Source organism: Vibrio sp. E150_018, assembly GCF_053544035.1.
Genome location: NZ_JBHGNY010000013.1, coordinates 1 through 26,076 on the forward strand (window position 1 = coordinate 1; position 26,076 = coordinate 26,076).

Genomic DNA, 26,076 nt, shown 5'->3' on the forward strand with positions numbered 1-26,076 from the left:
AACCATGACACCACGTATCCTCAGTTTGCTGAACCGAAGAAAAGTTATCTTGTCCTTGATAGCTTCTCACGACTAACGATTCGTCACTGACGCCATCGACACTAATACTAAATTGTAGCGTTGCCATAGATAAACCTGCTCGTTAAATTTGGAGTTCAATAGTGGCCATTTATATGATCGGTTGAACACTATGTTTGGAGTGGTCTAAGCAATTATTGAGCCATTTTTTATTTTTACTTAAATCATATGGTTATGTTTTTGTTGTTTTTAAGTTAGGCAAAAACTTGCCAACAGTTCGGCAAGTTTTTGCCTAGTCGATACGTGTGGTTTTTAACGAATAAAATCCGATTAGCAAGTAAGGTGCTATAGCTCGTGTGGTCATAGTTTTAAATTTCCCTAAACAAAACCTGACCTGTCAATGACATGCCATTTACCGGATTTTGTCATTTTTATAAGCAGTTTTTATCGGTTATGGATTTACAGAAGTAATGGAATATACAGAGCAAGACAGAGACGCGATTTATCATTTATGGATGTCACAAAAAGCCAAGCGTCACTTAACACAAATGGATATGGCAAAGCGTTTAGGCATGACGATCAGTGAGTTTTCTGAAGTGATCCGAGGCAAAGGCGAGATTAGCAAAAGCTTTGTCAGTCGCTTCTTTCAGCAGTTAGATATTGAGCCGCATACGATTTTACCGTCACTTAAAAACCAGATCGCGCCAGAAAATGCGGTGGTGTATTTGCAAAATCGAATTAGCATTGATGGTGAGATTCAAAATGTACAAATCGATGGTAACCAAGTGGTCATTGATTACTGTTGTAAGGTGGTTAAGCAGAAGTAGTTTGGATAGAAGCAAATCAGACAGAAATAAGCACTTATCTTTATGAGTTTTTAAGTCCCTAACTTTGATTTTTCAGGTTGGGGATTTTTGGTGTTTATGAACCAAAATTTTTATATCGGTCTAAATTTTCTGTTTTTAATCAGCATAATACTCTCCCTCGTATATATTGATTTACTCAAGAAACTTACAAACAGTGTGTGAGTAAGGGTAATTTTCATATCTATATCAAGCGGGTTTCCCATGTTATGCCGAGCTATTTTTATCATTATTAACTTATTGCTTATATCGAGTTCTGCCAATGCTGCGAAAATCTATCAGTGTGGCGAAGGAGATAGCCTGGTTTTTCAATCGTCGCCTTGTGCGGAAGATTTTAATCATGGTAACGGAGTGTCTGCATTTGATGGTTGGCAGTATGGGATGAATATTATTGCGGTAAAGGCTGAAGCAAAACGTCGAAACCTACCAATGGGCTCAAATAATATATTGTTTAGTACCCAATATAATGAAACGATTGTGAATCGAGATCCTTCAGCTAGAGCTTATTCATATTTTTCGGAAATAGCAGGGAAGAAAGTCAGGGTTACACTGCACTTTACTCAACAGTCTCAGCGGCTTTATAAGGTTCAGGCTCGCTTTATGATTATGCAAAATACAAAGGAAGAAAAACGATATTTTTATGATAGCCTTGTTCGTTCGCTAACAAGTAAATATGGCGAATTTATGGAAGTGACCAACTATCCAAATTCTGGCAATACATTTAGTAAGTGGACTCTTAAAGATATAGTCGGTACTGCAAAGCTGTGGGGCTGGACATCTAATAATGTTATTTCATTAACAGGAAATAACTCTATAGAAAGTGCTTACGATGTCATTTATCGTTTTACTCCTTTAGTTAAATTGAATGCGGCTGAAACAACCAAAGAAATTAAAGTTAATACTAATAATGACTTTATAGTTGATTCGAATAAGTTCTAATTAAAAAATCCCCCAACAGCAATGCCATTGGGGGATGATATTTCAAACATATACTCAATTAACTTAAGGCTTCAAACTCAGTGCTTTATCAATATCTTCGGCGCTATGACGCTCTTCAATGGCTTCCCAAGCTTCGCCCATCGGTTTATTGACGATACGGCCACGTTGAACAGCAGGGCGATCTAATACCGCTTTCGCCCAACGCTGAACATGAGTGTAACTTTCAACGTCTAAAAATTCAGCGGCATTATACGCATTATTTAGTACCAAGTTGCCATACCAAGGCCAGATTGCGATATCAGCAATACTGTACTCTTCACCCGCAATATAAGTATTGTTGGATAATTGCTTATCGAGTACATCTAGTTGGCGTTTGGCTTCCATGGTAAAGCGATTAATAGGGTACTCATATTTTTCTGGTGCATAGTGATAGAAATGGCCGAAACCACCGCCTAAATATGGTGCAGAGCCTTGCAGCCAGAACAGCCAGTTTAATACCTTAGTCCGGTCTTCAAGGTTACTTGGAATGAAGTGGTCAAATTTCTCGGCAAGATAAAGCAGGATTGACCCAGATTCAAAGACATTGATCGGTGAATCACCACTACGATCAACTAACGCTGGAATTTTGGAGTTCGGATTCACTTCAACAAAACCAGAAGAAAACTGCTCACTATCGCCGATCTTAATCAAAAAAGCATCGTATTCAGCTTCGGTAACGCCTTTTGCCAGTAATTCTTCAAGCAAAATCGTGACTTTTTGGCCATTTGGCGTACCCATTGAATACAGCTGAATTGGGTGCTGACCGATAGGTAGTTCTCGTTCAAAACGCGCGCCAGAATCCGGGCGGTTAATACTACCCCAAGTGCCACCTTGTTGTTCATTGGTCCAAACTTTCGGTGGAATATATTCGTTCGTCATCATTTTCCCTTTTGTTGAGTTTACCCACTATTGTATAGCCAAAGTAATTGGAGTTGCAGCGAGGCGACAAGTGAATGAGACCCCATGAGCATAGCTCGTCTATGACTTTCTTTATAAAGAGATAGGGAGCGAATGAACGCCATCAACAAAGCTGCAGCTTCAAGTATGAAGGATATATTAGATATTAGGCCGTTTATTTAGATTAAAAGGATAGACAGACTTTTTCCGTGATTTTGTTCAGATCCTTTAGTTATTAAAAAGAGAGTTTTTATATAGCTAAATCTTCACGCTTAAGCATCAAATTAGGATTTGGACAATTCTTGAGGTAAAAACTTGCGTGAATGGGATCGACAACGCCGGGGTAATCATTTTGATATTCTGCCATATCACGGATGATTTGAAAGTGTAGGTGAGATGCCCAACCGCCATTTTCATGATAATCGCCAATGGTCGCGAACGCTTCACCCGCTTTAATGATTTGCCCACGTTGGAGGTTATTTAATGATGATGCCGCTAAATGGCCATAAAGCGTGTGAAATATATAACCTTCTAGCTCATGACGCAAAATGATGGTTGGGCCGTAATCGCCTTGTTGTTGGTGGTTGGCAAATCCAAGCACTTCACCTTCTAATGGTGCGAAAACACATTTCCCAGTTGGGATACCAAGATCAATCCCAATATGTAGCGTACGAGATTCACTACCCGAAAAGTTATCGGTATCTTGATAAATCATACGTTGTTCCGCATAACGACCAATCTCGACTACCGCCCCGATTTCAGCCACCTGTCTTTTTATTTCTGCTGAAAAATCATGCTGTTCATTCACCCTGTTCCAGATATCACTACTTGGTGAAAGGTCGACAATCAGCCCTTTACCAAACTGATACTTACTATCCAGAACAGGATGAAATTGATGATTTTTAAGAACAGATTCAAAAGTCATGATTACGCTTTCGCCTCTTGAAATTCTGCTGATGATTGACTAGGCACTAGCATCATAGCTACCGCATAACCCGCCGCGGCAATAAAGGTTGGCAGCATTAAATCAATATTAACGAAAATAGCGGTGAGATAACCTGTTAATGTCCACGCTAAACCGACCATGGCACTTGATAACGCCATCGCCCAACCTTGGTCACCATCACTGGCACGATCTGATAATGCTGTAATGTATAAAGGGAACGAAGAGGCCACCATAATTGATGTCCATATCATGGCGAGAACGTGAGTGGTTGGCGTCGGTGTGATCGCCAGTAAAATCATGCCTATGCCCGCACCGATTAACACAGATTTTAGAGCACGCGTGAGTGGCATCCAAGTAAGTAGTAGGCGAGGAACAAACAACAAAGAAACAATCATCACGATGCCAATTGCCAACATGAAGTATTGGTAAAATTCACTTTCTACTGCCAGTTGCCATTTTTGCGGCAAAATAAAAGAGATATTCTGGAAATATAAACTCCAACTGAACTGGCAAATAAAGACAATGGCTAAACAAGGCAATAAACCTTTTTGACTACGTGATAATGGCGCCGCTAACGAGAATGGACTTTCCTGTTTTAGAGAAGTTTGCTTTAAAATAGCTTGTTTTGGTAGTTGGATGATGTGCAGCAAAATAAAACACACCACAGCAATCAATAAACAAGCATAGAAAGGGGCTTGAGGGCCATAGAGCGCAGTAAGTTTACTGCCCAGTGCCGGGCCAAAAGACATTGCTGCCGTCATCACAACTGCCACAAAACTCATTAAAGTTGTTTTGGTTTTTCCTTGGCTATTATCGGCCAAAATCGCTTGAGCAATAGGCTGGCTAGCCGAGCCCAAGCTGTTGATCATATTGCCTGCAAACAACAAGGCCACCGAACCTGCAATAATCGCATACACCGGCATCACAAAACCAATTGCCGCTACCACCAAACATAATGCCATGACCATTTTACGACTATAACGATCCGCAAAACGAGCGATAAACGGTGTAAAAAACATCGAGATAAAAGGCGCAGCAGACATGACCGTACCAAATAAAGTGCGTCTATCTTCCAATGGAATCGCTTGAGCTATCTCCAGAGAATGATCAGTTAAAAACAAGTTCACATAAGCCGGAATGGTAATAAAGAACCCCGCCGAACCTAGAAAGATAATGAAATATAAAGCGAAAAGAGTGCCTTTAGGCAGTTGAGGTAAAGCGCTGTTGGTTGTGGACGTCATGACTATCTCCAAAATTGTCTGAGTATTTTACTCGGGTATATGGAGGATGGGAATAGGACTAGGAGAATCTAGTTATTTCCATTGATATGCATGTAAAACTTTTGGCACCTCGCCACCCAAGTTATGAATATCAGAACTACTCTTAAGTAGTAGTTAAACTCGCACCAATCTTAATGCGCATCAAAGAAACAATAAGGGGAGGTTTTACTATAGAGATATAATAAATAGCGTAAATGGTGCGGTTGTGACAATTATAGAATCTCTGATCTTAATGTTTGCCCTGGTGTATAGCATTAGCCTTTTGTATTCTAGTGGGAAAAAGCTAGGCGCTAGTCTCACCTTTGGCATATTGATGTTAGCGAGTGTAGCTTCACTCTATTGGCCATTGATGTTATCACTTAGCTTGGCGGTCATTGTGATGGTGGTTGTGCATCGGTATCAACCGGAAGTTCTACAAGCCAATTATCGCCCAAACACATTACGTTATTTTTGCCAGCACACGATGGCGTTATTATTTTTTTTCGTCGCGATACAATACACGCTCCACACTGCACTATTAACCGCACAAATATCTCCGAAATTCTTGCGTCCTGATGTTGTGGATGCCTTCTTACCGATTGCTGCTGCCATTGAATTAAAAGCGATTGTTAGTCTTGGATTTTGGGATCAAACTCACCCTGCTGGAGCAGTGATGTTATTTACGGTTCTCATCACGGGGATAGTCTGCAAACGTGCATTTTGTGGATGGATCTGCCCACTCGGGTTGGCCGGAGAATACTTATATCAGTGGCGTGTGAAGTGGATTACAAAACCTTATCCTGTTCCCAAGTGGCTAGATTGGCCGTTGAGGATGATCAAGTATCTATTGCTGGCCTTTTTTGCTTTTATTTCTCTAGGTATGCACCCTGCCAATATTCCTTATTACCTCAACGGCAACTACCATAAGATTGCTGATATCAAAACGGCTTGGTTATTTGTCAACCCAGGTGTGATTACCCTAAGTGTCTTAACCATTATGCTATTGCTTGCGGCGTGGCGTCAGCGTGCATTTTGTCGTTACTTGTGTCCTTATGGCGCATTGCTCGGAATTGTTAGTGTTATTAGTCCATTTAAGATCCATCGTAATACAACGCATTGTTTAAATGAACGCGGTGATCTCAACTGTGATAAGTGCACACGTGCTTGTCCTTCGAATATTATTATTCATACCGTGAACACAATTCGTACGGATGAATGCCAAGCTTGTATGCGTTGTGTGAGTGCTTGTCCTAAAAAAGAGGCATTGGGGTTTGGTACGCGTAATGGGTGGCAATTATCGAGTAAGCAGGTGCTTGGGCTTGTGTTAGCTATTATGTTTGGCATTCCATTATTCGCATTCTTGGCTGGTTTTTGGCACAGTCAAACGCCAAATGAAGTGCGTATGCAATTGATCCAAATTATGGATTACATTAGTTATTAAATTCTGTCGTTTTCGAGTTAGATGTATTTTTAGATTGGATAGGAAACAAAAAATGGCCAACTGATCATTCAGTTGGCCATTTGCATTTCTAGTTTATTTAAAGAAACTTAAGCTTGGCTAGATTGTGCTGCTGCTTGAGCTTCATCTGCGCGACATACTGCTGCAGTGAATACTACGTCTGTAGAGCTGTTTAGGCCCGTTTCTGCTGAATCTTGGATAACACCAATGATAAAGCCTACACCTACAACTTGCATTGCGATGTCGTTTGAAATACCGAACAAGCTACATGCTAGTGGGATAAGTAGTAGAGAACCACCGGCAACACCAGATGCGCCACAAGCAGAAACTGCTGCGACTAGGCTTAGTAGAACCGCTGTTGGTAGGTCAACTTGAATACCAAGTGTGTTTACTGCAGCAAGCGTTAATACGGTGATCGTAATCGCTGCGCCGCCCATGTTAATGGTTGCACCTAGTGGGATAGATACCGAGTAAGTATCTTCATTTAGCTTTAGTTTTTCACATAACGCCATGTTAACTGGAATGTTCGCAGCACTTGAGCGCGTGAAGAATGCCGTTACACCACTTTCACGTAAGCATTGGAATACCAACGGGTATGGGTTTTGTTTAGTTTTTAGGAAAACAAGTAATGGATTCACCACTAAAGCAATAATTGCCATTGAACCAAGCAAAACTGCGAGTAGTTGAGCGTAACCAGCAATTGCCTCAAAGCCAGTAGTAGCAAATGTTGTTGCAACAAGGCCAAAGATACCAATTGGCGCAAGACGAATGATAAAGCGAACAACGGCAGAAACACCGTGGCTGATATCACTAAACATATCTTTAGTTGCGGTATTCGCATGACGAAGTGCTAAACCTAAACCAACAGACCAAGCAAGAATACCAATGTAGTTCGCGTTAATTAATGCATTTACTGGGTTATCAACGATCTTAAAAAGTAGTGTATTTAATACTTCGCCAATGCCTTCTGGAGGTGTAGTGCCAGTTGCTGCATTCACTAAAGTAAGCGATGTTGGGAACGCAAAGCTCATTAGTACTGCTGTTAGCGCTGCTAAAAATGTACCGATAAGGTAAAGAGTAATAACTGGGCGCATGTTACTGCTAGAGTTTTTTTTCTGGCTAGCAATAGATGCTGCAACCAAAACGAAAACTAGGATAGGTGCGACGGCTTTTAGTGCGCCTACGAATAGGCTACCAAAAATAGACATACTAGTTGCTGATGAAGGAGAGATCATAGCAAGTGCAGCACCTGCAATAATACCCACCAAAATTTGCAGTACTAAATTGCCGTTGGCCAATCGATAAATCAAAGAGTTATTGTTTTGCATATTTAAGCCTGTTTTATGTTTTATTGTCAGTCAAAAATCCTGTTTGACCGGCCTAGTAGCTTCTAGGCTGAACCATCATAGCTTCTGTAGTGAATCTGTCTACTAGAAAGCAATAATATCAGTACAAGAATTAACAATTGATGCCTTTGGGTGTGCATATATATTGTTAAATAAATGTTGCGCAGGTTTATAGCATATTAAATAAGCGTGAGAAAAACTTTTTTGTTGGTTTTGTGTTCACAGTTTGAATATTGATATTGTTTGCTTCTAGAACAAATTAAAAAGTCTAATTAGCTATGACTTCTGATGATGTGATTCACTCATGGTGGGGGTAGGTACCTGATGTTGTGCAGTGTGTCATCAGGTCAATAGTGAGAGTATGGCGAATGTCTTCCCGGTAGTGAAAGGCAGCCCAATTGCTACTGGAAATTTATTGTCGCACATTAATGTTGTCATCAATGGTAAAGCCTGCATGGCCATGCAGGCGTTCGTGAATCAATTAAATAAAGAACAGTCGCTTGAGAAGAAAGAGTAGTTGGTTGAAGTTAAAGTGTAATTAGCCGAGAAAATTGATCTCCTTTAACGACAAGCCCCCACTTTCTGCCATGCAGACCAGCTTTTATCTTGTGGTCTTGCATTGTAAGACCACCATTTCGCCTGCCATTCAAACCTTGCATAGTTGACGTTTTGAGCCTTACTATAAGAAGTATCTTTCATCCATTCAGCAGATTCACATCGAGCGGGCAATGCTTGAGGATTTTCCATCCAATTGACCAATTCTAAGTAACTAACAATCCGCACATCCCGTTTTGAAAGCGCGTAATCTAAGAAGTCTTCGATTGCTTGTCGACGTTCTTCGGCGGTAGATGCGGTGGGTGTCCATTGATCGATTTGGTCATCATATTGAGTTGAGTGACCAAGAAATGTCATTGGCGCTTTGTTGCCTGCCAGACGCAGATCGAGGTTGTATTTCAAAATCGCCAATACTTCTGGGCCGCTAAGTTGCGCCATATAAAATAAGTTGTAGTCACCAGCTTCAATTTTGCCAGACTGAACATCAAACCAGCTCATCTTTTGTTGTATTTTGTCGCGCAATGAATAATCAAAGCCGTATTGTTTAGCTATTTCATCATCTGGCACGGTTAAGGCATACACGGGCACTTCCCATAGTCCAACATGTTGAGTGATAGGTGGTTTTATGCCCCAACTTGCGGCCATATCAGCACCCGGGCTGCCGTTATCTAAGGTGTAAGGCCAATACTGATTTCCTGCATGATGATCCGGCTCATAGCCTTCTACAATACTAGCATCGTATTTAAATCCGTTCTGTTTTAAGTAAGCAAAGAGTGCATCGTTGTATTCTAAATAAGGTGAACGAAAGCCCACCGCTTTGGCATCGATTCCTTGAGCATCGGATGGAAATTCAGGATCGATTTGGGTAAATGGCTTACTCATGGCGTTCTGGCAATCATTGATTTGTTGTTGCCATTCTACGGAAGTAAATTCTAAACCATGTAAATGATTGAGAGTGTGATTGGCCATTTCATGCCCGAGTAGGTTGGCTTGATACCAAGTTTCTTTAACATGACCTGCATTGATGCCTTGTTCAATTGCCACGACTATCGCCTCACAGGTATTAAAAAAAGTGGTGTGAATAGCCGAACCATCAAAGGTTGCAGCATTGCCGTGTCCAGTGGGGTTTTGGCGCTTACCCCACTGATCAAGTACCCAGTTTTGCCCATCGACTAACGTGTTGTCATCAAACGCAATGGCGACAAATTGGGGCGCATTTCCAACGGCAATGCCAGCTGGTGGAAGTTGTGAAGGGGCTTGGTGGCCAGCGTGGCTATAAAATGACACAGCGGCCAGTCCTAAACTTAAAGTAAATCCTTGTTTAATCATTATTTTCTCCTTTCCTAATAACGTTAAAACTAATCATAGAAAGAAGAGAAATATCCTGTGTAAAGACTACTCGTAATGGAATCAATATTGAATTTACAATGTAAATAAGCGATTTGTAGATTGCTTTATTGGAATCGAAATGTTCTTTTTAAAGCCTCATTTTTTAGAGATCTATTTCTTTTTAGAACATCATCGGCGCAATTGAGAGTACTAACAATCCTGCCATTGAATAGTTAAACCATTTCACACGTAGTGGGCTATTAAGCCAGATTTGCAGTTTTTGCCCTGCATAAGTCCACAATGTGGCGGACGGCATATTCACCAAGCTAAACATCAGTGACACAATTAACACACCTTGCCAGTTATTGAGGGTGTTATAGACACTGACTGCGGTGATCGCCATGGTCCAAGCTTTGGGATTGATCCATTGAAAATTGACCGCAGCAAAAAAACTCATTGGTTGATATTCGGCATTTTGAGATCCGGGCTGTGCGCGAGCAATTTTTAATGCCAAATAAAAGAGATAAGCAATACAAGCAATATTCAACACTTGGTGTAACACCGGATATAACTGAAACAAGCCCATCAAACCAACCCCAACCAGAAGTACCATAAAGCTAAAACCAAACACCACGCCGAGCATGTGTGGAACGGTGCGCAGAAAGCCAATGTTAGCGCCAGAGGTCATCAACATAATGTTGTTAGGGCCGGGTGAGGCGGTTGAGACTAGAACAAAAGTAAATAATGCGATCAGTTGTTGAATATCCATTTCTTCGTTTCCATTTGATGTGACGGCTCCTTGTATACTATTTGGTTTATGGTTACATTTTATGTCTATTTGATGTGCTGTTTAGATAAAGTGAGCAACAAAGTTAAGTTATGGATAGATTTGACGAAAGAATATTGCAAGAGCTTCAAGCGGATGGTCGATTATCCAATGTTGAGTTGTCGGAACGAATTGGTTTATCGCCTTCTGCGACGTTAAGGCGAGTGCAAGAATTGGAACGCCAAGAAGTGATCAGTGGATATCGAGCGGTGCTTAATTCAGAGAAATTAGGGATTGGTTTTATTGCCTATATCACGATTGGACTATCGGATCATAGTCAAAAATCACAGCGTGGATTTGAGCAAGAAGTGATGTTGGCAAAAGAAGTCACCGAATGCCATAACATCACCGGTGCGAATGAGTATCTACTACGAGTGGAAACCAAAGATTTGACTCGCTATAAACGCTTTCATTCTGAGGTGTTAGGTGAGATCCCGCAGGTAAATACCATAACGACATTAGTAGTGATGGATACCCCGAAAGATACCCGTTAAGGAGTGTGTCCATGAGTTAAGTGCAATTTACCAGTTTGCTTTAGCTTACTGGAACCTGAGTTTCTTTTTGTGTGCGGCGGCTGCCGAGCAATACCAGCATCATGACTAACGCAGTGCAGCAATAAAAAATGCCGAGATCGTTTTGGCTAGCAACAAAGTTGCGCACTAGAAATTCCCCAAAAAAACCCGCAATACACATTTGAATTGAACCGGATAACGCTGAAACGGCGCCTACACGGTTTGGATGAGGTTCTAGTAATAAGGACATGGAAATAGGGAAACTCATGCCTTGCGCAACCGTTAATAAGGTAAACGCGCCAATTAGGTGAAAAGCGGAAAGTGGCATAGTCAGCAACCAAACACCTGAAATCACCATCAAGCTAAATGCGATGCACAACAAGCGAGCTTGCGAGAAGTACTGATGTAAGCGGTTAACCGTCACGCTGCCAATTAATAATCCTGCTGATGGAATGATCATCGCTTCACCATAGTCAGATACCGTCATCCCCAATTGTTTTTGTAACAAGAAAGGTAAAACAGATAGCGAGACGACCGCGCCTAAATAGCTGATCCAGTTATAACTGGCGCTAGACACCACTTGTTTACAGGTGAGCAGTTCACCATAACCTTTTAATACTTTGACCGGATTAAAGCGGCTTTTAGGGTAGGGTAAAGTTTCTGGCAGCACTTTCCAGCCGAGTGTGACAATCGCAATTAAATACACCAGTACCGCACTAAACACACTTTGCCAGCCGAAATGATAGGCGACCCAACCACCAAATACTGGCGAGATAATCGGTAAAATAGAAGCAGTTATCGAGAGATAAGATAACGCTTTGGTGAGATCCGGGCCGTTATAACTATCGCGTAATACACTACGGCCGAGTACCGAAGCACTGCCAGCCCCTAGACCTTGCAAAAAACGGCCAAATAATAACGCTTCAAAGCTGGTCGCCCATAATACACAAATCAATGTACCTAATAGATACACACCTTGCCCTGCCAGAAAAACGGGGCGGCGACCAATCGCATCGGATAATGGCCCATAAAATAACTGTGATAAGCCAAAGCTAATTAAAAAGAAGGTCACGATAGACTGAACTTGCGCTTGAGAAACCGCTAAATCATGGCTAATTAAAGGCAAAGAGGGCAGATAAATGCTTACACCAACTTGACCCGTTGCAATGATCATCATCGCGAGCAAGAGTGGTGTTTTTTTAAAGACATTTATTGTTTTATTTGTCATCTAGGCACTATTGATTTTGGATTGAATTTTTTTGAGATAAAAGCATTGTTGGCGAGAAAGCCGATTGAAGCTTAATGAATACTAAGTTTACTTTGATGAATATAAAATGATAATAGACTTTATAGGAAAGAGATTGGGTCTATTTGAGATATAATGGAATGGAGCGTGCGATGGATTGGATTGAATCGGTAAAAACGTATATTCGAGTGGTTGAAGAAGGCAGCTTTAATCAAGCGGCACGTCGTTTAAATACCACTAGTTCCGCGGTAAGTAAACGCATACATTTTTTAGAAGAACGTATTGGCGTGCAACTACTCAAACGCACCACGCGCTCATTAAGCCAAACGGAAGCTGGAGCAATGTTTTATCAACGTGGTAAAGCTCAGGTCGAACAATGGCAATCGCTGGTGGATGAAACACGTTCAATTAATCAAACCCCAACAGGGATGCTAAGGGTTGGTGCTACGCTCGCATTAGGCTCTAAGTTTTTTATGCGTTATGTTGATGACTTTCTGCATCAATACCCACAAATTAAAGTTCAGTTGATCACTACACTCCCCGGTCAATTGCCGGAGCTGAGCTTTGATATTTACATTGGTCGTGAAATTGAAAACCTTGATACTTTGAGTTTTCGTGCCGCTCCTTTGGTGGATTACCAATCTGGCTTTTATGCCGCGCCAAGTTACTTAAAGAAATATGGCGCGCCACAGACGATCGATGATTTGAGCAATCACAACATGTTGATTTGGGGTGAAAAAGTCGAACGAGAAGTGCGGCTTACGACCCTCGGTGAACGCAGCAAAAAAGTACGCTTAACAGGTAACTTCTCGACAACCAATCCAGAAGCATTATTTCACAGTGCAAAACGCGGCATGGGGATTATTTTATCCAATCAAGTGATGCTGCAAGAAGAAATTGAGCGTGGGGAATTAGTTCGAGTACTACCGAATGTCATCTCCGATCATACTCGTGTATACGCTTATTATCCGAAGTTGGACTATGAACATACTCGCACGCAATTATTTGTGGAATATTTAAAGCAGAGATTGGAAACAGAGAAAGACGTGAAAGTGGTTTAAATCGATATAAAAGAGTAAGGCTGAGCTGGTGATCAGCCTTTCATTCACATAGAAAGCATTAGTGTGCTTTACTTGGGCCATTACGGACAAGATCTTTGCCGTTATCAAACACGTCTTGAGTGACCCAGCGGCCAAGCAATAATTGGTGCTTATCATCTAAAACCGCAACAAACGGGCGACCATTACTGTTATTGGTTGCCAGCGCCACACCGGTGACATTTTTAAGCCCTAGGCCGCCGTTTTCTACTAAGCGCAAAAATGCTTCTAGATCGTCTAAGGTTTCAATTACTAGGTTATCGTCAATCATCATAAATACTCTATTAAAACGTTATGTGTGTAGGATAACAGTTCTGATCACGTCGATAAATATACCCTATTTGTTAATATCATCTTTCACTCATAAATAAGGATGGTTTATGAATGATCAAAGAGTAGCATTAGTTACCGGTGGAGGCAGAGGTATCGGTGCTGCAGCCGCTGAACTGTTTGCAAAGCACGATTATGCGGTGTGTATTAATTACAAGTCTGATTCTACTTCTGCGCAACATTTGGCTGATAGCTCTGAATTCTGCATATTGCAATCACTTAGGTATATGTATCTTACTGTTTATATTGAACGCAACCTGATTTTTATTAGATAACACTATGATTATATTATGATTTTACGGATTTGTGGCCAATCGTTGTAAACCTAAATAACAGCTGTTCTAAATAAAAATCACCTGATTGATGAAAGGTGATGACTATCGTTATCACATCACTGTGGTTAATTTAGTTCTCACACTGACTCTTTATGAGTATTGGCTTTGCCGTGTTAGTTTTGTACTCTGTTTTAAGTGATATAGTTAAGACTTTATGGAGAAAGTACAATGGATAAATGTGGACAATGCCGACAATTTACTCGTACGCCGGATAATCAAAAAGACTTATGCGGTGCATGGGAGCAACCGACTGTTGCAACACGTATCGCTTGTGACTTTTTTATTCCCAAAAAATCACCACGTAAAACCCACAATAAACAAGTCTAATGTCGTCACTTATTTCATCAAATAACGAATTTTTTTACTTACTCCGCAGCCGTTACTTTTTTATTGCAACGCTTCACTATTGAGCGATACCATGCAAGTCCGTTATTTAGTAAAGATCCTGTTATGTCTGATGAAAAACTCGCGCTCGAGTGGATGCGCCAACAAGCACGTAAAATTGATCCATACGTCGTCACCCCGTCATTTGATGAATGTGTGGAGTTGCTCGAACCTGCCTTTAAAAAAGGAAAGAGCGTTGCACAGCTGAAATATTTGCTGTCAGAAGCTGACCGTCGAGCGGGAGCGGCTGAGCGCAAACACGCCGCGCTAAAATATGCTAAAGAAAAGAACCCCAATGCTGGGCAAGTGCTGCGTCTGCAAAGTAAACTTCAGCAAGTTCAATTGGCGTTAAAATTGGCGACGGGTGATAGCAATATGACGATATCGCAATTCTGCGCTGAGTATGATGTGACAAAGAAAGACGGTAGCGCCGCTTGGCATGAAACCTTAGTGCAACTGAGCAAGAAAAAGTAATCACTGCAACATTCCGTATCTGATATTGATACCTTGTGGTACTCTGAGTTTAAACGTGACAATGAGTTAGCGTTGGTAGGAGTAGATAAAGATGAACGTGGATAAAGCAAAAAAACGCATCGCAAAGCTAGTTAAAAAAGGCTTTAAAGGATACCCACAAATTACCCTGCAATATTTTGGTCCGAACCTAGATTGTGCCACAGAGGTGGTAGTCAGTTTTACTTTAGAAGAAGGCGCGGAAGTTCAAGAAGAGCGTTTTTCGAGTGAAATCGATGTTCGAGAGCATGAAGTGATTCAATCAGCCTTGATTAAAATTATTGATCGCGCAGATGCTAAATCTGTCATGGAAGTGGAAGGCGTGTTGGTTAAGCAATAGGTTGTTTGACGTTATTGAGAATTAAACATTGAGCCACTGGTTTCCTATTTCAATATGAATAGAGAATCGGTGGCTCTATCGTTTGTGTTCAGTGCTATTTGAAGACGTTACTATGCTTCTAAAATCGCTTGCAATTCCATTAGCGAACTCACGGTGTAGTGTGGGTTAATGCCATCGGTTGCGATTGCGCCGTGTGGATTTAACCAACAAGTCTCTATCCCAAAATTGATGCCGCCCAGAATATCTGAATGCAAATTATCGCCTACCATCAGCACTTTTGATTTACATGGATTCCCCGCGCGCTGTAGAGCATGTTCAAATATGATGCTATCCGGTTTTGCCATGCCGACTTCTTCTGAAATGATCACTTCATCTATGTAGCTATCCATACCAGTACGAGTTAATCGAATTGCTTGTAAATCGGTAAAGCCATTAGTAATGATGCCAACTTTTGCTTTGCCCGTAATCGCTTCCATTAACTCTTTGGCACCGGGTAGAACAGAACAAATATCAGCCATGGCTTCTAAAAATGCTGAGTTCAGTTCTGCTGGCGTAGTGTTTAGTCGCTGCGCCCAGGAATCAAAACGAGTGTGCTTGAGTTGGTCGGCCGTGATATCGCCATTTTGATAATCAACCCATAGTGGTTTATTAATGTTTTGATAGGCTGCGTAGTCGTGTTCGGTGAAATCAATGCCTTTGCGAGAAAACATCAATTGCATGCCTTTGAACGCGTCAAAGTGGAAAAGGGTTTCGTCGGCGTCAAAAAAGATCCAGTCGTATTTCATGATTTATCCATTGGTTATTGAAGCTTTAGTATACCTTTAATCGTGAGATTGATTAAACCATCGCCGAGGAGAAAAATTCCCATTAAATTTATTTGATCTCTAATCTAATATGATTCAATCTTCATCACAAACAAGCCAATTAAGTTAAATGAAATGAAGAAAGCATTAACGATCCTTGATGGTGGAATGGGGCGAGAATTACAAAGAATAGGCGCACCATTTTCACAACCTTTATGGAGTGCACAAGCGCTAATTGAATCACCACAACAAGTGACACAAGCTCACCAAAACTTTATCGATGCGGGTGCTGATATTATTACTGTTAATAGTTATGCATGCGTTCCTTTTCATTTGGGTGAGGCGTTGTATCAAAGCAATGGTGCTGATCTGGCAAGACAAGCAGCGGAAATTAGTTATCAAGTAGCTAAAGAAAACGCTGTCCTTGTCGCGGGTTGTATTCCTCCTGCATTAGGTAGTTATCGACCAGACCTTTTCGAATCATCACAAGCTGAAAGTATTTCCCGCGCACTTTTTAATGCACAAGATGAGTATGTTGATCTGTGGTTAGTCGAGACCATTTCGAGTATGGCTGAATTAACGGTGATTCATTCAATACTGAACTCGACCAATAAAAAATGCTACTACGCTTTTTCATTGGATGATGAAGTTTTGAATCAAGCTAAGTTACGTTCAGGCGAAGCAGTAGAAGAGGCGGCGGAATTTGTTTGTCGTCATGGTGGGGAAGGCGTGTTCTTTAATTGCTCGATTCCTGAGGTGATGGAGCAGGCAATTAAAGTCAGTAAAAAGGTTATCGATAGTCATGGGCTCGATTTAGAAATTGGAGTGTATGCTAATAATTTCACCCCTATCTCCTCTGGGCATCAGGCAAATAATGAGATTAGTTCACTACGGACTTTTACCCCGGATGACTATCTGAAATTTGCACAGCGTTGGTACGAACTCGGTGCGACGACAATAGGTGGGTGTTGTGGTATTCGTCCAGATCATATTCAAGCATTATCCCAATGGAAACTTGAACAATTCAATTAAATCGACTTTGTTATGGTGACTATCTGTTAATAAACTAACCGCCACAAAGAGTATGGTGGCGGTATTAACTTGGTACTAGTTACTTGGCGTACCTTGATGGTGCGCGATATTACCCACTTCCAATAGCGGTGCGACATCAAGATCGGCAGCGTTCATCATTTTTGAAATACGTTGTACCGATGAAAGCAGTAGCGATTGTTCCCATGAATCGAGATTTTGGAAACGTTGAATAAAGTGATCTTGCAATGGTAGCGGCGCTTTTTCTAGCAGCTTTGCACCTTCTTCGGTTAAGTAGGCATGCACTTTACGCTTATCAAGCTGGCTGCGTTGGCGCTGAACTAAACCACGCTTTTCGATGCGATCAATAATGGTTGTCGCGGTCGCCTGACTCATATTGGTGTTTATGGATAACTGACGGATCGTTACTTCTCCTGAGTCACGAATTGAACGCATCAGAAGTAATTGCGGCCCGGTTAAACCAAGCTCTTTATTCAGTTGTCTTGAGTGCAGATCGATCGCGCGAATAATTTGTCGAATAGCGATCAGAACTTCTTCGTGTTTATCCATGTTATTGCTCCCATAATGAAGACGTGAAAGTAACCTATCTGTCTTTCGCAAAGGGAAAAGTACATTGAGGTATAAAGATGTGGGTATTTTACGTTAAGTGTAGATAACAGGTGAAATTTTACTCAAATCATCACTGTTGCTTATGTATTTGTGGTTAAATTAATCACTTAAATATTGACGATATTGTACAAGAATTAAAGGTATATGGAAATGAAGCCAAGGAGAAAAATAAAGCTTGTCAGTTTGTGGGTCGTGGCCACTTTGACCAGTTTTAAGATGTCGATAGTTCATGCGGAGAGTGTTTCGAATATTCCCGTTGTTGCCCCTATTTATTACAGTGGTACTTTAATAAAAAATAATATTTTAAATCAGTTCGATACCACTATTTCAACAGGAAGAGATGTTACCGTATTCACGATTGCAGGCATGACATTAGATGCTTATATTCTGACACTTCCTCTTGATGTTGAAACCAAAAGTAGAGTGATTAAACGCCTTTCTAACCCTTTTTATAGTATCTCTTTAGGGCGCTTTCTCTACGTTTTTTATGATCAATACAGCCGTGCAGAAAACCAAGACCAGTTTCGAAAATATTTAATTGATCATTATTCTTCTACTCAATTAGAAGCTTGGCAACATTCTCTTTTTCGTCTGGATGAAGATAAATCTAAAATAACAGAAGAAGAATTAAGTGATGGTGTTGAGCGCCGTGAAGGGCTGACGATGAATCGCCAGTTTTTCGCTATGTTAGTGAGTATTTACGATGAACTATTTAATAATGATGATTGGGAGTTGGCGAAATCTTTGCCCGATCATTACCAATATTTAACCACCTCTGCAAAAGATCGAGCAACCATTGAGCATGTTCAATGGTTGCTTATGGAAGCGTTGTCCAAATATGTTCAAAGTATGCCGCAAGGTGAAATGAGATCCGCAATGAACGCCATCTTGGATGATGCGAAACCAGCCAACCAAGGTAAAACCAACAATAAAGCACAAGCATTGACGATTACTTTAATCGATTTTGTTCGCATGAATGTATTGAAAGCCTACCGTCAATATGTGCAGCCGACTCAACGAGCGGAAGTTTTTACGGCATGGATGCAAGATAAATTAGAAGATAACCCGGATGAATTAATTGCCTATTTACAATCACGCCAGAACCGACCGAGAGCGGTTCAAATTGTGGTGGATGGTTTAAGTCAAGGTTTAATGGAAGGGTTAGCGCAATCTAAAGACAGCCCATATTTACACCAAGTACTCAAACAAGAGCAAGTATTTAAAGCGTTTAAACCAAAGGGTGAAACGGGTTCTCCAGAACATCAACCTCAGCATAAATTTTTGAATCAGTTGGTAAATAAAGGGGAAAATGATCCGAGCTATTTACCATTTTTTAAGCACTTATATCAGCAACATAAAAATGGGATTGCGAGTGATGGCATTTCATCCACACCGACGATTAGTGTGCGTAATTTACCGATTGTGAAAACGGGGGCCGCGGTTTCAGGTAAAGGAGGAACGGGGATCCCTAATTTTCATTTTGTGGATAGACAACACGACCGTGCTTATTACTTTTTTGGTAATGATGCTTTGCAATTAGAGCCTTTAACGGAACAGCGTGGCATGAAGACCATGTTTGATCGTTTAAAGTATTTGAAAACTATGAATTGTAATGCGCAATATGATTGGAATGCACAACTGAGTTTTGATGCGTTAGTGAACTTAGGTTTGGGTGAATCGATTCGTGATTTTGGTGAGCAACGTTGCTTACTTGAATTACACCACCGAGCAGAAATGGAACGTATCGCGTCGAAAAGGCGCCAAGCCTTAATTAATGAAATTCAGGCTTATCAAAGTCTAAGTGATTGGAGACTGCTAACAAAAATGAGCCAAAAGGGAGTGTTGAGAGATCAAATTGCCGAGTTAGCCACATTGAATGAACAAGCGATGCCAGATTATTTATTGATGTATAACCCATGGCCGGATCACTTTGCCCACTTTAAAGGCCCATTTGGTGATGAGATCATTAACCCAACAGGGGAGTTGAATCGATTAGATTTTTGGTTAGGTCAGGTGGATGAAGCCTACAAACAAGCGGGCATACATCCACACACGCTTTGGGGCATGGCGGGAGATCATGGCTTGTCTGCGGTGCATTATACCTTGAGCCCAGAATCGGTGGTGTTTGATGGTTTGAAGAAACAAGGAATTGAACTGAAAGTGTTAAAAATTTCCTCAGATGAAGGCGAAGGGCCCAAAATGACGAACGCTTTGCATTATCCGAGTAATAAAGGGGTCGATGTTGTGATTGCATCAACCGCTGGTGGTAACTATATGATGGATTTTTTTAACTCGAAACGAGGATGGAAAGTTCAGCCGCTTTATGATGAATTGTCCAAGTTTATGCCCATTTCTGGTAGTAAAACGATTAATATTATTGATGAAATTGTCTATCGATTGCGTGAATCGTTAGATTATTTAGTGGTTCGTGAATCAGATTGCTTACCTGAACGTTGCGCAGTACGTGTGGTGGGGTATCGTCACGGTAAACTTAGAAATGAAGTGATCACTCGTGTGGGCGATCATATTTCTTATCAAGCGGTGGATGGTAAAAGTGAACCGGAATTATTATCAGTTGCTCAATCTAATCCTTATAAAGCCACATTAAGCCACCAACAAGTGAAACGTAAACAAGTGTTGATGAAAAGTTGTATGACAGAAAAAGGTTGTATTGGTTCGCAATGGCGTGAATTAACTGCCATGAGTGCTAGACCGGATTCGGTGATGCAATTAATTCATTTATATGAAGATGATCGGGCGGGGACGGTCAATTTATTTCCTAAAGATGGGTTTGGTTATAATACGTTAGTTCCAGGTCGTCATGCCGGTGAAACATATTTAGAAAAAGATGCGTTTATTGGGTTTTGGAAAGATGGCATGCAACCTAAAGCTCGTCTTGGAGCGGTAGATAATGGATCGTTGGCTCCGACTTTATTTGAATATTTGACAGGTAAACCGGTTAAAGTTGGAGTCGATGGTTGGGGATACCCATCGGTATTAATGTCGCTTCAACATTAGTTTGTGTAATAAAAATAGGTTACTGCTAATGAATAGCAGTAACCTATACCCAAGTAACTACAAATTTTAATACAGCTAAATAGTGTACGACAAATTATTTAGCCGAAGCTTTAGCTTGTGCAACCCAAGCATCAAATTGTTTCTGATGGGCTTTAATCCACCCATTCGCGTGCGCTTCTATATCTGCTGGTTTGTTTTGACCTTTTCTCATCATCATATTTTGTTGGCTAATATCACCAATGTTGAGTTTCATGATAGAGAACAGTTTTGCGGCTGCTGGATTCGCTTTCGCAAATTCTTTATTGGCGACAATACGCATGGTGTTGACCTGAAAACCATAGTTGTGGCCATTTGGCAGCGCGGTATCTTGTTGTAGGCCTTCTGGCATGGCTGAGAAAGGTACTTGTAGCCATACTACATCTTTGCCTGGCACTAATACGCTGCTGACCCAGTATGGTGTCCAAGTGTAATACAACACAGGCTCACCGTTTTTATAGCGTGAGATAGTGTCAGCAATTAAAGCTGAGTAGCTTCCTTGACGCTGAGTTACGGTATTTTGTAAGCCGTAGGCATCGATTTGGTGGTTGATGATAGATTCCGTTGTCCAGCCTGGCTCACCACCGGTTAGGTCGGCTTTACCATCGCCATCAGAATCGAATAGTTTGGCGAGTTTAGGATCTTTTAATTGGCCTAGATTGGTAATGTGATATTTATCGGAGGTCTTTTTATCGATTAAGTACCCTTGAGCGGCATTATTGACATAGACACCTTTACGATAGAATTTATCATCGCCACCGCCCATTTCATATTTGTCTTTTTGCTGTGGATCCCAGTTAACTGCAAGGTAGGTCGCATCCCCATTAGCGATAGACGTAAAAGCAACGTTGTAGTCAACTTCTTTGGTTGGTTTTACGGTGTAGCCTAGTTTTTCCATTGCTTTATTAACGATCAATGTTTGAAAGGTTTCTTCGGCAATGGTGGATTGTACCGGTTGTACGGTGATCCCTTCACCCGGTAGATCGCTTGCAAAAGTGGATAATGAAATACTACTTGCTACCAACATGGTCATTGAAAGAGTTTTTGTTATATTTTTCATCCGTGATGTCTCGATGTTTTTATTTATACTGATAGAAGAAAAGCTGCCAAGATAGGCAGCTTGATAGGCTTAATTTTAGTAATAATTATTGAGCGGCGGCTTTCGCTTCGGCAACCCAAGCATCAAATTGCTTTTGGTGTGCTTTGATCCAGCCATTAGCATGCGCTTCAATATCCGCTGGTTTGTTTTGGCCTTTTTGCATCATTAGGTTTTCGGCACTGATATCGTTGATATTCAACTTCATGATGGCAAACAGTTTGGCGGCCGCGGGGTTCTCTTTAGCGAATTGCTTGTTAGCAATAATGTGCATTGCATTCATTTGGAAGCCATAGTTTTTACCATTTGGTAGTGTGGTATCAATATCGCTACGGTCACCCGGTAGAGATGAATGAGGTACTTCTAACCATACAACGTCTTTGCCTGGAACCAATACACCACTTACCCAATAAGGCGTCCATGTATAATACAACACAGGCTCACCATTTTTATAGCGAGAAATAGTATCGGCGATAATGGCAGCGTAGTTGCCCTGGTTGTTATCGACAGTATCTTCTAGACCAAAGTCTTTTAATTGGTGGGCAACCACGGCTTCACAACCCCAACCTGGGTTACAACCTGTCAAATCAGCTTTACCATTATCATTAGTATCAAATAATTTTGCCAATTTTGGATCTTTTAACTGACCAATATTGGTGATGCCATATTTGTCTGCGGTTTTTTTATCAATTAGGTAACCTTGCGCCGCACCTGTGACATAAGTACCTTCACGGTAGAATTTGTCATCGCCACCGGCTTGCTTATATTTGTCATCATGCAAAGGAGCCCAGTTAACCGCAAGGTAGGTTGCATCACCATTAGCAATAGAGGTGTAGCCGACGTTGTAATCCACTTCTTTAATTGGTTTTACATCATAGCCTAGCTTTTCGAGTGCTTTATCAATGATCAGAGTTTGGAATGTTTCCTCTGCAACTGTCGATTGAATAGGTTGTACACTCACGCCTTCACCCGGTAAGGTTTCAGCATTGACAGCAAACGAAGTTGCAGAAGTCAGTAGGGTCGTCGTAAGTAAAGTTTTCATCCGTGTTGTTTTCATTATTTCTCCTATTTTTTCTTTTACGCTTATTGGTGAACGCTAGAACATTCATTGTTCCAGCGGTGGCGCTGAACTGGAATTGGAATCAAGAAGCCTTAACATCACCAGGCTTGCTTGATTTTCCTTTGGTTAATCGATAAATCAATGATGCTGGACCAGTTTCATACCAGTGGGTTTTTTTATCGCGTGAAGCGACCCCAATGGTTTGAGTTAGGCGGTCTAACAAGATGGCAAGGATAACAATCCCTAAACCACCGACTGCAGCAAGCCCCATGTCTAATCGACCGATACCACGTAATACCATTTGACCTAAACCACCAACGGCAATCATTGAGGCGATGACGACCATTGAAAGCGATAACATTAAGGTTTGGTTAACACCCGCCATAATGGTCGGCGTTGCCAGTGGTAGTTGAATTCGATACAACATTTGTTTCGGACTAGCGCCAAATGAATGACCCGCCTCGATTAATTCTTCAGGAACTTGCTGTATACCTAAAATGGTTAAACGCACGATTGGCGGTAGTGCAAATATAATGGTTACTACAACGCCTGGTACGTTACCGATACCAAACAGCATTACGATTGGTACTAAATATACAAATGCCGGTGTGGTTTGCATCGCATCAAGTACTGGTCTAATAACTCTGGCTGCTGATTGGCTGCGGGCCAACCATATCCCCATCGGTAAGCCTATCAATAAACAGAAAAAGACTGAGGTGAGAACCAAAGCGAGTGTTACCATTGCTTCCGACCAAGCTCCTATAAAGCCAATCACAGCAAGTGATACTAGGGTCGCAAAGCCCATTTTTTTACCGGCAAGTTGCCAAGCAATTAACACTAACAAGGCAATCATGATCAGCGAGGGGGTTGAGACCAAGGCAGTCTGGAATGATGTTAGGATAAAGTCGATTGGTACACGTACCGCTTGGAATACCGGGCGTCCGTGCTCGACGAGCCAATTTAGGCCACTTTCAACCCAGTGATCAAATGGGATCACCGCATCTTTAAACGGGTGAGCCCAATCAATAGATTGCTCTATTGGTTGAGTTGGGGTATTGCTGAGCCATGAAGACGTGCTTTCTGCTGAGCTTGCGGTCGCCCATGGATCGCTTGATGTTGTTGAAGCAGCTGAAGCCCATGGATCAGCGGCTTGCGCTGCACTTACGGTTGTTTCAGTTGTCATAATAATTACTCTCTATCTAAAGTTTGAAGCAGACGGGTTTTGGTAATCACCCCGTGATATGTCCCGTCGTCATCGATTACAGGCACCGCATAAGGTACTTCAGCAACTTGGCTGATCAGTTCGCTAACTGGGGTATCAGCATGTAAAGAAACGGTGCCTTCTAATAGCGCAGTGCTAAGAGGGCATTTTTCTTTGTAGGCTGCTTTTAGAGAGTCTTGTGACACAATTCCTGAGTATTTGTTGGCTTTATCAATCACCACACCATAATCGCGGTCATGATCCGATAGTATTTGCAGCGCGGCGGCTGGGCCATCGGTCTCACCTTTTTTAAATACTGCGGCAGGTTTTTTTCGCGCAATATCTTTGGCGGAATAGACATCAGCAACGTTTACACCACTAAAGAAAGATTCTACGTAATCATTGGCTGGATTTTGCAGTATTTCATCGGGTGTACCGACTTGAACCACCACACCGTTTTGCATAATGGCAATACGATCACCAATACGCATTGCTTCATCTAAATCATGTGAGATAAACACAATAGTGCGTCGGTCATCATTTTGTAGACGAATAAGCTCATCTTGCATTTCAGTACGGATAAGGGGATCGAGCGCTGAGAAGGCTTCATCCATTAATAGAATATCTGGGTCTGTCGCCAAAGCTCGGGCAAGGCCAACACGTTGCTTCATACCACCCGATAATTCATCCGGGTAGGATTCACATTGGCTTTCTAAACCTACTCTTGCCAGTGCGTTACGTGCAGCATCATTACGTTTATCCAAATCAACGCCAGCAAGTTCTAAGCCAAAGGCAGCGTTTTCTATCACGCTCATGTGAGGCATTAGGGCGAAGTTTTGGAAAACCATACTGATATTATTGCGTCGTACATTACGTAATTCTTCATCCGAAATAACCGCAATGTCTTTACCGTTTAAATATACATGGCCACGAGTAGGCTCAATTAAACGATTTAATAGTCGAACTAAGGTGGATTTACCTGAGCCAGAAAGGCCCATGATGACGAATATTTCTCCTTCATTAATCGAAAGTGAAACATCTTTTACCCCAACAGTGAGGCCAGTTTTTTCAAAAATTTCATCTTTATCTAAACCTTTATCGATGAGAGTAAAGGCTTCATCGGGTGTTTCGCCAAACACTTTATAGAGGTTTTTTACTTCTAATTTCGTTGTCATTATTTAGCATCCTTGGCTATTTTTTTGCAAAACTAATACACAAATGCCTTGCAAACTGTTTAGTACCCTAAACAATTTGCCATAAAATTGCAAAAGTTAGACAGAGTGCACAAGTTGATGTAATTAATAAAGCTGTGACTATTGTAGGGGATTTTTGATTCAGAACACTTTAAGTGAATAAGGGTAAGCATCTGAAGTTTAAGGTTATGAACATAGAATATTGAATTCAATATGTCCGACATTGGTTGTATTGCAATTTCAAATATTGATGCTGAAATTATTTATAAAAAGTATGGTTTAGTATTGAAAGGTGGGCCTACTAATATTTTTATCAATCCGTTATTCTGTCATCAAACTATTTAGGCGAACGGATATTTTTTGAATTTTATAAGTTCGTTATTTTTAATTATTACTTAGGAGCAGTAGTCATGAGCACAATTGAGCGTCAGCAAACCAATCAAAGAATGAGTAAAATTGTTGTGCATAACGAGACGGTTTATCTTTGTGGTCAAGTAGGTGTTGCTGGAACGAGTGTTGCAGAACAAACTGCGGAAGCATTACGTCGTGTTGAAACCTTATTGTTAGAAGCGGGATCGGATAAACAACATGTACTGCAAACCATTGTTTGGCTTGCGGATATGGCTGATTTTCAAGAAATGAACGCGGTTTGGGATGCATTTTTTGAAGAAGGGTTTGCGCCAGCTCGTGCGTGCGGTGAAGCGAAATTAGCTCGCCCTGAATTAAAAGTGGAATTGATTGTTACGGCGGCATTAAAGACCGGCTAAATGTATCTTTCTT

Annotated in this window: 26 protein-coding genes and 1 pseudogene; 13 read left to right on the top strand and 14 right to left on the bottom strand. The window is 41.3% G+C overall.

Annotated features, from left to right (window positions below):
* Positions 1 to 488 precede the first annotated feature (488 nt).
* Positions 489 to 845 (top strand): helix-turn-helix domain-containing protein, encoded by a 357-nt coding sequence (locus ACE3G9_RS12500; protein WP_449219286.1) that lies wholly within the window; start codon positions 489 to 491, stop codon positions 843 to 845.
* 387 nt (positions 846 to 1,232) lie between these two features.
* Positions 1,233 to 1,820, top strand: a complete 588-nt coding sequence (locus ACE3G9_RS12505; RefSeq protein WP_449219287.1) for a hypothetical protein — start codon at positions 1,233 to 1,235, stop codon at positions 1,818 to 1,820.
* Positions 1,821 to 1,883: 63 nt separating this feature from the next.
* On the opposite strand, the gene yghU is transcribed toward ACE3G9_RS12505, so the two are convergent.
* From yghU to ACE3G9_RS12520, 3 genes are all read right to left on the bottom strand, one after another.
* Positions 1,884 to 2,738 carry a glutathione-dependent disulfide-bond oxidoreductase gene (gene yghU, locus ACE3G9_RS12510; protein WP_449219288.1) on the bottom strand — a complete coding sequence of 285 codons (855 nt, stop codon included), beginning with the start codon at positions 2,736 to 2,738 and terminating at the stop codon, positions 1,884 to 1,886.
* A 268-nt stretch (positions 2,739 to 3,006) separates the two neighbouring features.
* A complete protein-coding gene (locus tag ACE3G9_RS12515) occupies positions 3,007 to 3,681 on the bottom strand; it encodes a peptidoglycan DD-metalloendopeptidase family protein (protein WP_449219289.1) in 675 nt (224 codons plus the stop codon).
* A 2-nt stretch (positions 3,682 to 3,683) separates the two neighbouring features.
* Positions 3,684 to 4,943 (bottom strand): MFS transporter, encoded by a 1,260-nt coding sequence (locus tag ACE3G9_RS12520; RefSeq protein WP_449219290.1) that lies wholly within the window; start codon positions 4,941 to 4,943, stop codon positions 3,684 to 3,686.
* 352 nt (positions 4,944 to 5,295) lie between these two features.
* Between ACE3G9_RS12520 and ACE3G9_RS12525 the strand changes: the two genes are divergently transcribed.
* On the top strand, positions 5,296 to 6,402 hold the full coding sequence (locus ACE3G9_RS12525) for a 4Fe-4S binding protein (RefSeq protein ID WP_449219291.1): 1,107 nt from the start codon (positions 5,296 to 5,298) through the stop codon (positions 6,400 to 6,402).
* Between the two features lie 107 nt (positions 6,403 to 6,509).
* Here the strand turns inward: ACE3G9_RS12525 and sstT are convergent, their stop codons facing one another.
* Positions 6,510 to 7,748 carry a serine/threonine transporter SstT gene (gene sstT, locus ACE3G9_RS12530; protein ID WP_417879763.1) on the bottom strand — a complete coding sequence of 413 codons (1,239 nt, stop codon included), beginning with the start codon at positions 7,746 to 7,748 and terminating at the stop codon, positions 6,510 to 6,512.
* Positions 7,749 to 8,127: 379 nt separating this feature from the next.
* Here sstT and ACE3G9_RS12535 point away from each other — a divergent pair, with 379 nt between their 5' ends.
* Positions 8,128 to 8,283, top strand: coding sequence for a hypothetical protein (locus tag ACE3G9_RS12535; protein ID WP_449219292.1), 156 nt, complete (start codon positions 8,128 to 8,130; stop codon positions 8,281 to 8,283).
* Between the two features lie 44 nt (positions 8,284 to 8,327).
* Here the strand turns inward: ACE3G9_RS12535 and ACE3G9_RS12540 are convergent, their stop codons facing one another.
* Both ACE3G9_RS12540 and ACE3G9_RS12545 read right to left on the bottom strand, forming a co-directional pair.
* A complete protein-coding gene (locus ACE3G9_RS12540; RefSeq protein WP_449219293.1) occupies positions 8,328 to 9,650 on the bottom strand; it encodes a polysaccharide deacetylase family protein in 1,323 nt (440 codons plus the stop codon).
* 181 nt (positions 9,651 to 9,831) lie between these two features.
* A complete protein-coding gene (locus ACE3G9_RS12545; protein WP_449219294.1) occupies positions 9,832 to 10,419 on the bottom strand; it encodes a LysE family translocator in 588 nt (195 codons plus the stop codon).
* A gap of 110 nt (positions 10,420 to 10,529) precedes the next feature.
* On the opposite strand from ACE3G9_RS12545, the gene ACE3G9_RS12550 reads away from it, so the two are divergent.
* Positions 10,530 to 10,970 (top strand): Lrp/AsnC family transcriptional regulator, encoded by a 441-nt coding sequence (locus ACE3G9_RS12550; RefSeq protein ID WP_449219295.1) that lies wholly within the window; start codon positions 10,530 to 10,532, stop codon positions 10,968 to 10,970.
* Positions 10,971 to 11,010: 40 nt separating this feature from the next.
* Here the strand turns inward: ACE3G9_RS12550 and ACE3G9_RS12555 are convergent, their stop codons facing one another.
* Positions 11,011 to 12,216, bottom strand: coding sequence for a multidrug effflux MFS transporter (locus ACE3G9_RS12555; protein ID WP_449219296.1), 1,206 nt, complete (start codon positions 12,214 to 12,216; stop codon positions 11,011 to 11,013).
* A 170-nt stretch (positions 12,217 to 12,386) separates the two neighbouring features.
* Between ACE3G9_RS12555 and ACE3G9_RS12560 the strand changes: the two genes are divergently transcribed.
* Positions 12,387 to 13,295 carry a LysR family transcriptional regulator gene (locus ACE3G9_RS12560; protein WP_449219297.1) on the top strand — a complete coding sequence of 303 codons (909 nt, stop codon included), beginning with the start codon at positions 12,387 to 12,389 and terminating at the stop codon, positions 13,293 to 13,295.
* Positions 13,296 to 13,353: 58 nt separating this feature from the next.
* Here the strand turns inward: ACE3G9_RS12560 and ACE3G9_RS12565 are convergent, their stop codons facing one another.
* A complete protein-coding gene (locus tag ACE3G9_RS12565; protein WP_449219348.1) occupies positions 13,354 to 13,602 on the bottom strand; it encodes a hypothetical protein in 249 nt (82 codons plus the stop codon).
* 109 nt (positions 13,603 to 13,711) lie between these two features.
* Here ACE3G9_RS12565 and ACE3G9_RS12570 point away from each other — a divergent pair.
* The 4 genes and pseudogenes from ACE3G9_RS12570 to ACE3G9_RS12585 all read left to right on the top strand — a co-directional run.
* A pseudogene (locus ACE3G9_RS12570) lies at positions 13,712 to 13,855 on the top strand (SDR family NAD(P)-dependent oxidoreductase); the annotation flags it as partial.
* 309 nt (positions 13,856 to 14,164) lie between these two features.
* Positions 14,165 to 14,323, top strand: a complete 159-nt coding sequence (locus ACE3G9_RS12575) for a hypothetical protein (protein ID WP_449219298.1) — start codon at positions 14,165 to 14,167, stop codon at positions 14,321 to 14,323.
* Positions 14,324 to 14,446: 123 nt separating this feature from the next.
* Positions 14,447 to 14,854, top strand: coding sequence for a hypothetical protein (locus ACE3G9_RS12580; protein WP_449219299.1), 408 nt, complete (start codon positions 14,447 to 14,449; stop codon positions 14,852 to 14,854).
* Between the two features lie 91 nt (positions 14,855 to 14,945).
* On the top strand, positions 14,946 to 15,230 hold the full coding sequence (locus ACE3G9_RS12585; RefSeq protein ID WP_449219300.1) for a hypothetical protein: 285 nt from the start codon (positions 14,946 to 14,948) through the stop codon (positions 15,228 to 15,230).
* 110 nt (positions 15,231 to 15,340) lie between these two features.
* Here ACE3G9_RS12585 and yjjG read toward each other — a convergent pair whose 3' ends face one another.
* Entirely contained in the window at positions 15,341 to 16,015 is a 675-nt protein-coding gene (gene yjjG / locus ACE3G9_RS12590; protein WP_417879779.1) for a pyrimidine 5'-nucleotidase, read from the bottom strand.
* 153 nt (positions 16,016 to 16,168) lie between these two features.
* On the opposite strand from yjjG, the gene ACE3G9_RS12595 reads away from it, so the two are divergent.
* Positions 16,169 to 17,065 carry a homocysteine S-methyltransferase family protein gene (locus ACE3G9_RS12595; RefSeq protein ID WP_417879780.1) on the top strand — a complete coding sequence of 299 codons (897 nt, stop codon included), beginning with the start codon at positions 16,169 to 16,171 and terminating at the stop codon, positions 17,063 to 17,065.
* 75 nt (positions 17,066 to 17,140) lie between these two features.
* On the opposite strand, the gene ACE3G9_RS12600 is transcribed toward ACE3G9_RS12595, so the two are convergent.
* Positions 17,141 to 17,632 (bottom strand): MarR family winged helix-turn-helix transcriptional regulator, encoded by a 492-nt coding sequence (locus ACE3G9_RS12600; RefSeq protein WP_417879781.1) that lies wholly within the window; start codon positions 17,630 to 17,632, stop codon positions 17,141 to 17,143.
* 204 nt (positions 17,633 to 17,836) lie between these two features.
* Between ACE3G9_RS12600 and ACE3G9_RS12605 the strand changes: the two genes are divergently transcribed.
* Positions 17,837 to 20,710: an alkaline phosphatase family protein gene (locus ACE3G9_RS12605; protein ID WP_449219301.1), complete on the top strand. Its 2,874-nt coding sequence runs from the start codon at positions 17,837 to 17,839 to the stop codon at positions 20,708 to 20,710.
* 94 nt (positions 20,711 to 20,804) lie between these two features.
* Here the strand turns inward: ACE3G9_RS12605 and proX (ACE3G9_RS12610) are convergent, their stop codons facing one another.
* The 4 genes from proX (ACE3G9_RS12610) to proV all read right to left on the bottom strand — a co-directional run bounded on the left by proX (ACE3G9_RS12610) (position 20,805) and on the right by proV (position 25,278).
* On the bottom strand, positions 20,805 to 21,806 hold the full coding sequence (gene proX / locus ACE3G9_RS12610) for a glycine betaine/L-proline ABC transporter substrate-binding protein ProX (protein ID WP_417879783.1): 1,002 nt from the start codon (positions 21,804 to 21,806) through the stop codon (positions 20,805 to 20,807).
* A gap of 85 nt (positions 21,807 to 21,891) precedes the next feature.
* Entirely contained in the window at positions 21,892 to 22,899 is a 1,008-nt protein-coding gene (gene proX, locus ACE3G9_RS12615; protein WP_417879784.1) for a glycine betaine/L-proline ABC transporter substrate-binding protein ProX, read from the bottom strand.
* A gap of 85 nt (positions 22,900 to 22,984) precedes the next feature.
* The gene (proW, locus tag ACE3G9_RS12620; protein ID WP_417879785.1) at positions 22,985 to 24,085 is read right to left on the bottom strand and encodes a glycine betaine/L-proline ABC transporter permease ProW; all 1,101 of its coding nucleotides are present in this window, start codon (positions 24,083 to 24,085) and stop codon (positions 22,985 to 22,987) included.
* A gap of 5 nt (positions 24,086 to 24,090) precedes the next feature.
* Positions 24,091 to 25,278, bottom strand: coding sequence for a glycine betaine/L-proline ABC transporter ATP-binding protein ProV (gene proV / locus ACE3G9_RS12625; RefSeq protein WP_449219302.1), 1,188 nt, complete (start codon positions 25,276 to 25,278; stop codon positions 24,091 to 24,093).
* 428 nt (positions 25,279 to 25,706) lie between these two features.
* Here proV and ACE3G9_RS12630 point away from each other — a divergent pair, with 428 nt between their 5' ends.
* A complete protein-coding gene (locus tag ACE3G9_RS12630) occupies positions 25,707 to 26,063 on the top strand; it encodes a RidA family protein (protein ID WP_417879787.1) in 357 nt (118 codons plus the stop codon).
* The last annotated feature ends 13 nt before the right edge of the window (positions 26,064 to 26,076 follow it).